12 protein-coding genes and 1 tRNA gene are annotated in these 13,151 nt (G+C 30.7%); 12 read left to right on the top strand and 1 reads right to left on the bottom strand.

Annotated features, from left to right (window positions below; genetic code table 11):
* Window positions 1-191: 191 nt before the first annotated feature.
* Both radA and disA read left to right on the top strand, forming a co-directional pair.
* Window positions 192-1,577, top strand: coding sequence for a DNA repair protein RadA (gene radA, locus BLS77_RS10010; protein WP_089969004.1), 1,386 nt, complete (start codon window positions 192-194; stop codon window positions 1,575-1,577).
* A 137-nt stretch (window positions 1,578-1,714) separates the two neighbouring features.
* Entirely contained in the window at window positions 1,715-2,779 is a 1,065-nt protein-coding gene (gene disA / locus BLS77_RS10015; RefSeq protein ID WP_089969007.1) for a DNA integrity scanning diadenylate cyclase DisA, read from the top strand.
* 60 nt (window positions 2,780-2,839) lie between these two features.
* Here the strand turns inward: disA and BLS77_RS10020 are convergent, their stop codons facing one another.
* Window positions 2,840-3,238 carry a nucleoside triphosphate pyrophosphohydrolase family protein gene (locus tag BLS77_RS10020; protein ID WP_089969009.1) on the bottom strand — a complete coding sequence of 133 codons (399 nt, stop codon included), beginning with the start codon at window positions 3,236-3,238 and terminating at the stop codon, window positions 2,840-2,842.
* Between the two features lie 289 nt (window positions 3,239-3,527).
* On the opposite strand from BLS77_RS10020, the gene BLS77_RS10025 reads away from it, so the two are divergent.
* From BLS77_RS10025 to tuf, 10 genes are all read left to right on the top strand, one after another.
* A complete protein-coding gene (locus tag BLS77_RS10025) occupies window positions 3,528-4,640 on the top strand; it encodes a PIN/TRAM domain-containing protein (RefSeq protein WP_089969012.1) in 1,113 nt (370 codons plus the stop codon).
* A gap of 15 nt (window positions 4,641-4,655) precedes the next feature.
* Window positions 4,656-5,324, top strand: coding sequence for a 2-C-methyl-D-erythritol 4-phosphate cytidylyltransferase (gene ispD, locus BLS77_RS10030; RefSeq protein WP_089969015.1), 669 nt, complete (start codon window positions 4,656-4,658; stop codon window positions 5,322-5,324).
* Window positions 5,325-5,737: 413 nt separating this feature from the next.
* Window positions 5,738-7,447, top strand: a complete 1,710-nt coding sequence (locus BLS77_RS10035; RefSeq protein ID WP_089969018.1) for a proline--tRNA ligase — start codon at window positions 5,738-5,740, stop codon at window positions 7,445-7,447.
* 17 nt (window positions 7,448-7,464) lie between these two features.
* Window positions 7,465-8,865 (top strand): cysteine--tRNA ligase, encoded by a 1,401-nt coding sequence (gene cysS, locus BLS77_RS10040; RefSeq protein WP_089969020.1) that lies wholly within the window; start codon window positions 7,465-7,467, stop codon window positions 8,863-8,865.
* A gap of 47 nt (window positions 8,866-8,912) precedes the next feature.
* A complete protein-coding gene (locus BLS77_RS10045) occupies window positions 8,913-9,329 on the top strand; it encodes a Mini-ribonuclease 3 (protein WP_089969023.1) in 417 nt (138 codons plus the stop codon).
* 52 nt (window positions 9,330-9,381) lie between these two features.
* Window positions 9,382-10,359, top strand: a complete 978-nt coding sequence (gene rlmB, locus BLS77_RS10050) for a 23S rRNA (guanosine(2251)-2'-O)-methyltransferase RlmB (protein ID WP_089969025.1) — start codon at window positions 9,382-9,384, stop codon at window positions 10,357-10,359.
* A 26-nt stretch (window positions 10,360-10,385) separates the two neighbouring features.
* Window positions 10,386-10,898: an NYN domain-containing protein gene (locus BLS77_RS10055; protein ID WP_089969028.1), complete on the top strand. Its 513-nt coding sequence runs from the start codon at window positions 10,386-10,388 to the stop codon at window positions 10,896-10,898.
* Window positions 10,899-10,965: 67 nt separating this feature from the next.
* Window positions 10,966-11,610, top strand: coding sequence for an RNA polymerase sporulation sigma factor SigH (gene sigH, locus BLS77_RS10060; protein ID WP_089969031.1), 645 nt, complete (start codon window positions 10,966-10,968; stop codon window positions 11,608-11,610).
* A gap of 82 nt (window positions 11,611-11,692) precedes the next feature.
* A tRNA-Thr gene (locus BLS77_RS10065) sits at window positions 11,693-11,768 on the top strand.
* A gap of 63 nt (window positions 11,769-11,831) precedes the next feature.
* Window positions 11,832-13,025 (top strand): elongation factor Tu, encoded by a 1,194-nt coding sequence (tuf, locus tag BLS77_RS10070; RefSeq protein ID WP_089969034.1) that lies wholly within the window; start codon window positions 11,832-11,834, stop codon window positions 13,023-13,025.
* Window positions 13,026-13,151: the final 126 nt, after the last annotated feature.

Consider the following 13,151-nt stretch of genomic DNA (forward strand, 5'->3'; position numbering starts at 1 on the left):
TTTATAAGAATTGGTACTATAATAAATAGTATCAATTTTTTTTATAATAATAAGTAATTGTTTTTTGTAAAATTATTATGATATATTATTATATAGTAAAGTAATAATAAGGTATCTGAAAGAAATAATAGTCAAAGGTGTATATGGACTAGTTATTTAATGGAATATACCTAAGATCGGAAGGTTAAGGAATGGCAAAGATTAAAACTGTATTTATTTGTCAAGAATGTGGATATGAGACACCGAAATGGTTAGGGAAATGCCCAGATTGTAGTAAATGGAATACATTAATTGAAGAAGTAAAAGAAGTTCAAGGTAAAAGCAGTAGTTCTACTGCTAGATCTATTAATAAAAAACCAATTACAAAATTAGCAGATGTAATATCAAGTAAGAGCGATAGAATAGTTACTGGGATAAATGAGTTTGATAGAGTAATGGGAGGTGGAATAGTAAAGGATTCTATTACTATAATTACAGCAAGGCCAGGAGCTGGTAAATCTACATTGTTACTACAAGTTGCAGATAGTATAGCGAGAAAAGGATGTAAGGTTATATATGCATCTGGTGAAGAAAGTGATAGTCAGATAAAGAATAGAGCAGATAGAATACTTAATGATATAAATGAAAATATATGGGTAGTTCAAGAAACTAGTATGGATAATGTAGTAGATGCTATAAATGAAATAGATCCAGATGTAGTAATTATAGATAGTATTCAAACATTCACAATGGAAGCGTCACTACCGGCAAGAGCTGGTTCCCCTACTCAAACAATGGAGTGTGCTAATGAATTACTTAGAATCGCTAAAGGTGATAAGAGGCAAAGAGCGATTATAATAGTTGGACAAATGACAAAGGCTGATGAATTAGCAGGACTTAGGGCATTAGAGCATTTAGTTGATGCTGTTTTAATAATAGAAGCAGATACAGATGAAGAATTACGGGGGTTACTCGCATCTAAAAATAGGTTTGGAAGTACAGGAGAAATGGGGTTCTTTCAAATGAGTGAAAAGGGTATGATATCTATTGATAATCCTTCGGAGTTCTTTATGACAAAAAGAGATGATGGTGAAATAGTTTCAGGAAGTACATTAACTGTAATCAAAGAAGGTTCAAGACCTATAATTATGGAAGTTGAGAGTTTGGTTTCAAAAGCATTTACTCCATATCCTACAAGAATAGGAGAAACATTAGGTAAAGATAAGCTAAATACATTAATATCTATACTTGAACAAAGAGGTGGAATAAACCTTTATGAGAAAAATGTAATAATAAAAACAACTGGTGGTATGAAAATTAAGGAGCAAGGAATTAATCTGGCGGTAATTATGAGTATAGTATCGTCTATAAGAGATAAAGGTATAGAGTCAAATATTGCATTCATAGCAGATGTAGGACTTACAGGGGAACTTAAAAAGGTTCCTTCTTTAGAGGGTAGAGTTAAAGAACTTGGAAGAATGGGATTCAAAAAAGTATATGTTGCTAAGGATTCGTTTGCAACAGGCATTAAATTTGATAATATAGAAGTTATTGCATTAAAGACTTTAAATGAAGTTATATATAATGTATATAAATAATATATAAATATAATTGTTAGATTATTTGAAATATAGTATTATAATCTTTAGGAAGTAAATAGTATAAATTAAAAATTATTAATAAATAGAACTTAAGAAAAGACGTAAAGAGAGAATCTAATGGATTGGGTGAGTGTATGAGAATAAAAGACGATAAAGAAATAAAAAATATTTTGCAATTAATGAGTCCAGGAACGCAACTTAGAGAGGGTCTTGAAAATATACTAAGAGCTAAAACTGGCGGGCTAATAGTAATTGGGGATGGAGAAGAAATAATGGAACTTGTAGATGGCGGGTTTCATATAAATGCTGAATATAATCCGGCGTATGTTTACGAATTAGCTAAAATGGATGGGGCAATTGTTATAAGCAGTGATATTAAAAGAATAATATGTGCAAATACACAGCTATTACCTCAATCGACATTGACTACTTTTGAAACTGGAACTAGACATAGGACTGCTCATAGAGTGGCAAAGCAAACTGGTAATATAGTAGTTGCCATATCTCAAAGAAGAAATATTATAACTATTTATAAAGGTGAAATTAAGTATGTGCTTCAAGAAAGTAGCATAATACTCGCAAGAGCTAACCAAGCGGTTCAAACGCTTGAAAAATACGTTAATGTTTTAGAACGAGTAATAAATAATCTTAATTTATTAGAATTTCAGGATTTGACAACACTATTTGATGTTGTTACAGCTATTCAAAGAACAGAAATGGTTATGAGAATAGTGGAAGAAATAAAGAAATATATAGTTGAACTTGGAAATGAAGGTAGACTTATATCAATGCAATTAAATGAATTGGTAAGATATATTGAAAGAGATGGTATATTACTGATAAGAGATTATTGCAAGGAAGGGCTAGATTACAATGAAATATATAATGATATTCAAAGGTTAAATTCAGAGGAATTACTTGATTTAGATTTAATAGTAAAGTACCTAGGTTATGGTGGAATATCGTTAGTTGATACATTAATATCGCCACAAGGATATAGAATAGTATTTAAGGTGCCAAGAATACCAACAACAGTAATTGAAAATTTAGTTAAACATTTTAAAGAATTAAAATATATAATAGAAGCTAGCACTGAAGAACTTGATAAAGTAGAAGGTATTGGGGAAGCTAGAGCTAGAGCTATAAGAAATGGATTAAGAAGAATAAAAGAACAAATATATTTAAAAAATGAGATTTAGCAAGCAATATTATATTTGAATGGGAAAAAGAAGAGCAGATTGAATTTCAACCTGCTCTTCTTATCTAAATGTGAATTTGCCAAGGGTGTCTATTTTATTTTGTTCCTTAAGCAAAACGTCATAAAGGTTTATATCTATGCTATTACACAATGAAGTTAAATAAAATAATTCATTACCAATTTCGCTTTCTATAATATCACGACAGTTATCACATAAAGTTCCATTTAGGTGACTTTCAAGAGTGTAATCAAATTCATTAAGTATTTCATTTTCTTCGTGTAGATTTTGTTTCTTAGCATTTATTTCAACACAGCCACAGTTTGTTACTGCTTTGGCTATGGCTCTATTAACTCTAGCACTGGATTCACTATATTTAGTCATTATATCTAATATGCTTTTATGTCTTAGTAGTGATTCACTTACGTTATTTTGAAAGTTATCAAAAATTATATCTTTCATTTGTATCAACTCCTTACTATTATTGGGATTGGCGTGTAATAATTACAAAGGGCTTGGAAGAGTCTTGTTAATATCTCCAGCACAGATATTAATGTTAGTACTATAATAGCTAATTTGCAAAAAAAATTATAGGGGGTACAAAAAATTAAATAAAAATTAATTCGAAGGATTATTTATTTTAGAAAATATTTCAGTATGTTATAATTAATATAATTCTTATTATAAAAAATAAATAAAAGAGAATTATATTAGATATTTATGTCAATAATCAAATAAGGAGGTGAATTTTATGTTAAAGAAAGTATTAAGAGGTATTTTTACTATTATAGGCTTAGTAATTGGTTATATTGTGGGTTATGCTGTATTAAATAATCCAACAGTAAAAGAAGTTAATTTCCTATCAACAGCAGTGGGAACGGTATCATCTACTATTTTTATAATGTTAATTTTTGGCGTTATATTATTTTTAATTTCTCCACGCATATATAATTCAATATCAAATCTAATAGAGTATGCAGAAAAAAATATTCAAAAGCTAAGCGCAACAGAAATATTATATTCAGCAATAGGCATAATAATAGCCGTAGGAATAACATCGTTAATAGGGTATCCAATAAGAAAGATAAGCCAACTTTTAGATTCGGATTTAGGTGCGGCTTTAGGTTTGATAATTATTTTGTTATTGAATTTAGTTGCAGCTATTATAGGGGCAGATGTATTTATAAAAAAGAAAGATAGTATTTCAATGTTATTAAGTGGTCTAAAAAAAGGGACAGGGAAAGAAAAGAAACATAAACCTGTAGTTAAAACTATAGCTAAGATTTTAGATACATCGGTTATAATAGATGGAAGAATTTTCGATATATGTAAAACAGGATTTGTAGAAGGTCCTCTGGTTATTCCTAATTTTATACTAGATGAATTAAGACATATATCAGATTCGTCAGATTCACTTAAAAGGAATAGAGGGAGACGAGGGTTAGATATATTAAATAAAATTCAAAAAGAATTAGATATAGAAACTCAAATTTGGGAAGGTGATTTCCCAGAGATAGCTGAAGTTGATAGTAAACTTTTAAAATTAGCTCAAGTTTTAAAAGGAAAGGTAGTAACTAATGACTTTAATTTAAATAAAGTAGCGGAATTCCAAGGAGTTCCAGTACTTAACATTAATGAGTTAGCAAATGCAATTAAACCAGTAGTTCTTCCAGGAGAAGAAATGAAAGTTTTAGTAGTTAAGGATGGTAAAGAACCTACTCAAGGAGTAGCATATTTAGATGATGGAACTATGATAGTTGTAGAAGGTGGAAGAAAATTCATGGGATCGCCTTTAGATGTAATAGTTACATCAGTGCTTCAAACAGCAGCAGGAAGAATGATTTTTGCTAAACTTAAAGAATAAGTAGTAGGTGGAAATATGGTAAGTGCTATTATTTTAGCTGGTGGTAGAGGAAAAAGGATGGGTTCTGAAATCAGTAAGCAATATATAGAAATTAAAGGCAAGCCTATTCTTTATTATACTTTAAAGAAATTCATTGATTGTAAATCTATAGATAGTATTACTTTAGTTTTACCAGAAGATGAAATAGAGTATTGCAGACGTGAAATTTTAGTAAGATATTCGTTAAATATAGATAATATAGTTGCTGGGGGTAAAGAAAGGCAAGACTCTGTTTGTAATGGGTTGGAAAGTATGATTAATACAAATATTGTATTAATCCATGATGGCGCAAGGCCATTTGTTTCTAATAAAATTATTGAACAGGGAATAAAATTTGCAAAACTATATGGAGCAGCAGCTCCCGGAGTTACTCCAAAGGATACTATAAAAATAAAAAACAAAGAAAGTTTTTCTGTAGACACACCTAATAGAGAAAATTTAGTTGCAATTCAAACACCTCAGGTGTTTGATTTTAATACAATATTAGAATGTCATAAGAAAATAAAAAAAGATAATGTGGTTGTTACAGATGATACTATGGTAGTAGAGTTATATGGTAATAAAGTGTATTTATATGATGGTGATTATACTAATATTAAAGTTACAACACCGGAGGATTTAATATTAGCAGAAAGACTTGTTTAATTACGTGGTATGTTGACATAGTTTTAGCCAAAAGATATAATAAATTCAGTTAAAACTTAATAATAGTAAAGCAGTGAAGAAGAATAGTAGAAATCGGTATTCAGAGAGAAAATTCATAGGCTGTAAAATTTTCAATAGATTTTGAACCAAATTTTGAGTTGTAGGTAAAAACTATCGGTTTAATACCGTTATCATTTTAGAGAACAAATTTAGGTGGTACCGCGATATAAGTTCGCCCTAATTAATTATTAGGGTGGACTTTTTTTATTATCTAAATATATAAGAGTTTAAGACAGGTTATGTAGTGAATAGTTATTTTTTAGATATGTCTAATGATGTAGTGACGTGTAGACTTTGTAAAAATTAATTTATAGTGCATTTAACTAGTCTAGAAATAAGGGGAGGAAATAATTATGAAAATGGCAAATATGCTTGTATCAACATTACGAGAGGTTCCAGCAGAGGCTGAAATAGATAGTCATAAGTTAATGCTAAGAGCAGGTATGATAAGAAAGATGGCTTCAGGAATATATAATTACATGCCTTTAGGATTAAAAGTATTAAAAAACATAGAAGAAATAGTTAGACAAGAAATGAATGATGCAGGAGCACAAGAATTTTTAGCCTCAGCGATTTTACCAGCAGAATTATGGCAAGAATCAGGAAGATGGGATGTTTACGGAGAAGAAATGTTTAGATTAAAAGATAGAAACAATAGAGAATTCTGTCTTGGACCAACACATGAAGAAGTATTTACGGATATGGCAAGAAATGAAATAAAGTCTTATAAGCAGTTACCAGTTAATTTATATCAAATTCAAACTAAGTATAGAGATGAAAGAAGACCAAGATTTGGGATAATGAGATCAAGAGAGTTCATTATGAAAGATGCATATAGTTTTGATAAAGATCAAGAAGGTCTAGATGTATCATTTGATAAAATGAATGAAGCTTATGTGAAAATATTTAATAGATGTGGAATAAATGCTAAATGTGTAGAAGCAGATTCAGGTGCTATTGGTGGATCAAACTCTGCTGAATTTATGGTTAAATCTGAAGTTGGAGAAGATGATGTAGTATTCTGTAATGCTTGTGATTATGCAGCTAATATGGAAAAGGCACCTTCAACAGTGGATAAGGCAGAAAAAGAAGAGGCTAAGGAATTAGTTAAAACAGAAACACCGAATATAAGAACCATTGAAGAATTAACTTCATTTTTTAATACTTCAGCTAAGAAGTTTGCAAAAACATTAATATTTAATGCTGATGGTAAAATAGTAGCAGTTATGGTTAGAGGCGATAGAGAAGTAAATGAGACTAAAGTTTCTAATGATTTAGGTGGAATAGCTCAACTAGAAATGGCATCTGCGGAAGATGTATTTAAAGCTACTAATGCGGCCATAGGATTTGCGGGACCAATAGGAATAAAAATTGATGAACTTTTAGTTGATGAAGAAGTAGCAAATATGTATAACTTTATTGTAGGTGCAAATGAAACAGGATTCCATTTAGAAAATGCCAATTATGGAAGAGATTTTGAAGGTAAGGTTGGAGATTATAGAAATATAACTATAGGCGAAAAATGTCCAGCTTGCGGATCAGAAATAACAATAGCAAGAGGAACAGAAGTAGGTCATATATTTAAGCTTGGAACAAAGTATTCAGAAACTATGAAAGCCACATTTATGGATGAAAATGGTAAGGACAAACCGTTTGTTATGGGTTGCTATGGGATTGGAGTTACAAGAACAATGGCATCAGTAATAGAACAACATCATGATGAGTATGGGATAACTTGGCCTTTGGCATTAGCGCCATATCATGTTTCAGTAATACCTGTAAATATAAAAGATGAAGAGCAAATGGAAATAGCAGAAAAGTTATATAATGAACTTAGAGCCTTAGGGGTAGATGCATTATTAGATAATAGAAATGAACGAGCTGGAGTTAAGTTTAAGGATTCAGAACTAATAGGTATTCCAATGAGAATAACAGTTGGTAAGAAGATTGGTGATGGAGAAATTGAATTTAAGTTAAGAACTAAAGAAGTAGAAGTTATAAGAGTAGAAGATGTTATTAATAAAGTAAAAGAAGAATTTAAAAAAAATAATTTTAAATTATAAAATAAGGAGGGCGTAAAATGAAAATTTTTAATACCCTAACTAGAAAAAAAGAAGAATTCATACCATTAAATCCAGATGAGGTTAAAATGTATGTCTGTGGACCAACAGTTTACAATTACTTTCATATTGGAAATGGTAGAACGTTTATAATTTTTGATACTATAAGAAGGTATCTTGAATACTCTGGGTATAATGTGAAGTTTGTTCAAAATTTTACAGATATAGATGATAAAATGATAAATAAGGCTAATGAAGAAGGAACTACAGTAAAAGCAATTGGTGATAAATATATAGATGAATATTACAAAGATGCTGATGGGTTAAATATAGAAAGAGCAACTTCAAATCCAAGGGCAACAGAATTTGTTTGTGATATAGTTGAATTTGTAAAAGAATTAATAGAAAAGGGCTATGCTTATGAAGTAAGCGGAGATGTTTACTTTAGAACTAAAAGATTTGAAGGCTATGGTAAATTAGTAGGACAAAATCTTGATGATTTACAAGCTGGAGCAAGGATTAATGTAGATGAAAGAAAAGAAGATGCAATGGATTTTGCAATATGGAAGGCTCAAAAGCCTGGGGAACCAGCTTGGGAGAGTCCATGGGGGGCTGGAAGACCGGGTTGGCATATAGAGTGTTCTTGTATGGTTAGAAAGCTGTTAGGCGACACTATAGACATACATGCAGGTGGAATGGATTTAGCATTCCCGCATCATGAAAATGAAATAGCACAAAGTGAAGCTTTAACAGGAAAAACTTTTGCAAAGTATTGGATACATGGAGCTTTTGTTAATGTAGATAATAAAAAAATGTCTAAGTCGCTAAATAACTTCTTTACAGTAAGAGATGTTTTAGAAGAATATGATGCAGATGTAGTAAGATTTTTAATGTTATCAGCACATTATAGAATTCAATTAAATTATAGTAAAGATTTATTAGATTCAGCTAAAGCATCAATTGAAAGATTGTATAATGCTATAGGGAACTTAGAAAGTCTTTTAGAAGAAGTTATAAAAGAAAATATGGATGCAGACGAAAAAGAATATCTTTTATCATTAGATAGCTATAGAGAAAAGTATATAGAAAAAATGGATGATGATTTTAATACAGCTGATGCTATATCAACTTTATTTGATTTGGTGAAAAATACAAATAGTAACATTACCATTGGTTCATCTAAAGAACTGTGCAATAAAGCTCTAGAGTTAATAAGAGAATTAGGGATGCCATTAGGTATTCTTCAAAAATCTACTAAAGTAAGTTTAGAAGATGAGATAGAAGGGTTAATAGATCAAAGGCAACAGGCGAGAAAAGATAAAGATTTTGCATTGTCAGATAAAATAAGAGATGATCTTAAAGAAAGAGGTATAATATTAGAGGATACACCACAAGGTGTGAGATGGAAAAAAGCTGATTAGATAGGATGGGCTGCATTTAGCAGCCTTTACTTCAGAGGGGTGGATGTATGTTAGACGATTTAAGAATAAGAGAATTTAGTAAAGATAAGGCTAGAAATTTGAATGCATTACAACTAGCGTTAATTGGTGATGGAGTTTATGAAATATTTATTAGAAATTATGTTCTTAGTAAAGATATAGATTTATCAGCTCATAAAATTCACGTTAAGGCTATTGGATATGTAAAAGCTAAAAGCCAATCAACAATAATACATAACCTAGAATGTGATTTAACTGAGGAAGAGTTATATATATTTAAAAGAGGAAGAAATACAAAATCAGCTACAGTACCTAAAAATGCTGATGTAAGAGATTACAGAGCGGCTACTGGTTTTGAGGCTTTAATTGGATATTTATATTTAATAGGTGACAAAGTGAGATTAGCATATATACTAAGTAAGAGCGTGACTGTAGAATTAAATTAAGATGAAAAAATATTTTCAAAGGTAATTTAATAGAATTTAAGGAGTGATTTTAATGACAAAAGGAACAAGAGTAGTTAGAAAAGAAATAAGAGAGAAAAGAAAAACAGAAGAATCAGGTACTAAGGAAGTTAGAGTTGGCAGAGAGGTTTCGTACTCAAAGGATTATGAAAGAAAATCAAGATATTCCAAAGATGCAAAATTTGAAAAACAACCAGTAAGCACAAGAGAAAATGGATTTAATAGAAACAAAAGCTCTAAGAGAGAAGATGAAAAGCCTCAAGAAGCACCAATAAGAGAAGATTTAATAATGGGTAGAAATTCAGTAATAGAAGCTTTAAAGAGTGATAGAACTATAGAGTGTCTTTATTTAGCTAGTGGAGATACAGAAGGATCAGTTAAGGTAATAATTAGTTTAGCAAGAGAAAAGAAAATAGTTATTAAGGAAGTAGACAGAAAGAAATTAGATTCAATGTGTGGAGAAGGAAATCATCAAGGTGTCGTAGCTATTGTAACACCATTTAATTATTGTCAAATTTCTGAAATGTTAGAGTTTGCTAAAGAAAAAGGCGAAGAGCCGTTCATAATTGTATTAGATGAAATAGAAGATCCACATAACTTAGGCTCAATAATAAGAACAGCAGAACTAAGTGGTGCTCATGGAATAATAATTCCAAAGAGAAGAAACGTAGGGATAACACCAACAGTTTATAAGTGTGCAGTTGGAGCTATAGAACATATGAAGATTGCAAAAGTAACAAATATAAATGCAACTATAGACATATTAAAAGAAAAAGGTATTTGGATTTATGGAGCAGATATTGAAGGAACAGAATTTAGTCATCAAGTTGATTTTAATGGACCTTGTGCTATTGTAGTAGGTAGTGAAGGAAGAGGTATATCAAAATTAACAGTTAAGAAATGTGATAAGTTAGTTAAGATTCCTATGGTTGGTAAAATTAACTCTTTAAATGCTTCAGTTGCAGGTGCTATAATGATGTATGAAGTATTAAAAGGTAGATTGGTAAAATAGTGTTTATTAATCAAAAGGTATAAGATGTGAAAATTGTATTTGTAGATGGATATAATGTCATAAATAGCTGGCCTAATCTTAAAACTGAAAAAGATCATAGTCTTGAAGGGGCTAGAAATAAATTAATAAATATACTTCATAACTACAGTGTTTTTAATGATTGCAAAGTTATAATAGTTTTTGATGCTTATAAAGTACATAGAAGTCTAGAAAATAAGGAGCAAATAAATAAAAACATTACCGTAGTGTTTACAAAAGATGGAGAAACTGCTGATGGTTATATCGAAAGAAAAGTGCATAGCTTAGGTAGAAGAGTCGAAATATATGTTGTAACTTCTGATTATTTAGAACAACAAACAATATTTCAAAGAGGAGCTGTAAGAGTTTCAAGTTTAGAATTTTATAGCGAAGTTAATACCTCGGAAAATATTATTAAGAATAAAGCAATCGGAAATAAAGCCACTAATAAAAATCATTTAGGTGATAATGTAGATAAAGATGTTCTAGCTAGATTAGAAGCCATGAGACGAAGTAATTAGCTTAATTGACTTGTATAGAGCCTTAAGCTATAATTAGCATGAAGTATTGGGTCAAGGGGTGAAATTAGTGATAAACAAAGGAAGTGTTAAAGAAGATTTTGTAGAGTGGAAAGATAAAGCTGATGAAGAAATTGTAGTAGAAGCAAAAGAAGGCAATAAGAGAGCTCAAGAATATTTAATATCTAAATATGAAAATTTTGTTAAATCTAAGGCTAAATCATATTTTCTTATAGGTGCAGATAAAGAAGATATTTATCAAGAAGGAATGATTGGTTTATATAAAGCTATAAGAGACTTTAAAGTTGATAGATTAACATCATTTAGAGCCTTCGCTGAGATTTGTGTAACTAGGCAAATTATAACAGCTATAAAAACAGCTACAAGACAAAAACATATCCCTTTAAACACTTATATATCCTTGAATAAACCCATTTATGAAGAAGAGTCTGATAGAACTTTATTAGATGTTATAGCTGGTATTAGAATAACAAATCCTGAAGAATTAGTTATAGGTCAAGAGCAAATTGAACTAATTCAAGGAGAAATGACAAAAGTATTATCAGAACTAGAATTAGAGGTACTTCATTCTTATTTAGATGGTAAATCATATCAAGAAATTGCATGTGATTTAGATAGACATGCAAAATCTATTGATAATGCATTACAAAGAGTTAAAAGAAAGCTAGAAAAATGTCTATCAGATAAAAAATAAAGTCATTAAAATTATATTGACAAAATTTTTGAATGATAGTAAACTTTATAATTGGTATATCAAAGATTAAAGAAGTAGGAATGCTCACGTAGCTCAGTCGGTAGAGTGTCGCCTTGGTAAGGCGGAGGTCGTCGGTTCAATCCCGATCGTGAGCTCCAATATATTTAAAAAAAGCAAAACGCTAGGCAAAGTTTATTTAAACAATAAAGGAGGAATTTACAATGGCAAAGCAAAAATTCGAAAGAAGTAAACCACATGTAAATATTGGAACAATTGGTCACGTAGATCACGGTAAGACAACATTAACAGCTGCTATAACAACAGTATTAGCAACACAAGGATTCGCGGAGGCTTTTAACTATGCAGATATAGATAAAGCACCAGAAGAAAAAGCGAGAGGTATTACAATTAATACAGCTCACGTAGAATATGAAACAGAAGCAAGACATTATGCACACGTTGATTGTCCAGGACATGCCGATTATGTAAAGAACATGATTACAGGAGCGGCACAAATGGATGGAGCTATATTAGTATGTTCAGCAGCAGATGGCCCAATGCCACAAACTAGAGAACATATACTATTAGCATCAAGAGTTGGTGTTGATTATATAGTTGTTTTCTTAAACAAAGCAGATATGGTAGATGATGAAGAATTATTAGAATTAGTTGAAATGGAAGTAAGAGAATTATTATCAGAATATGACTTCCCAGGAGACGATATTCCAGTAATAAAGGGTTCAGCTTTAGTAGCATTAGAAAATCCAACAGATGAAAAGGCAATTGCGCCAATCATGGAATTAATGAAAGCTGTAGATACTTATATACCAACACCAGAAAGAGCAACGGATAGACCATTCTTAATGCCAGTAGAAGATGTATTCACAATTACTGGTAGAGGAACAGTTGCAACAGGAAGAATCGAAAGAGGAGTTCTTAGAGTAGCTGATGAAGTTGAAATCGTTGGATTAGCAGAAGAAAGCAGAAAAGTTGTAGTAACAGGAATAGAAATGTTCAGAAAGTTACTAGACGATGCACAAGCTGGAGATAACGTAGGAGTTCTTTTAAGAGGAATTCAAAGAGCAGATATTGAAAGAGGTCAAGTTTTAGCAAAAGCTGGAACAATTAAACCACATACTAAATTTGTAGGTCAAGTATATGTACTTAAAAAAGAAGAAGGCGGAAGACATACTCCATTCTTCGATGGATACAGACCACAATTCTACTTTAGAACAACAGATGTAACAGGAGCAATAAAATTACCAGAAGGAATGGAAATGGTTATGCCAGGAGATCATATAGATATGAGCGTTGAATTAATCAACAAAGTAGCTATGGATGAAGGCTTAAGATTTGCAATCAGAGAAGGTGGAAGAACAGTAGGTTCAGGAGTTGTTACTAGCATAAAGGAATAATAATATTCTGAGAAATTATATAGAAGATAAAGTTACATTATTTAGTCTTTTACAAAGGTTGACATATTGACATAATACTTGATATATGATAATGTGTTTAAGTAATTAGAACTAATTAGAATAATA

It is taken from the genome of Clostridium gasigenes, assembly GCF_900104115.1.
Classification (GTDB): domain Bacteria; phylum Bacillota; class Clostridia; order Clostridiales; family Clostridiaceae; genus Clostridium; species Clostridium gasigenes.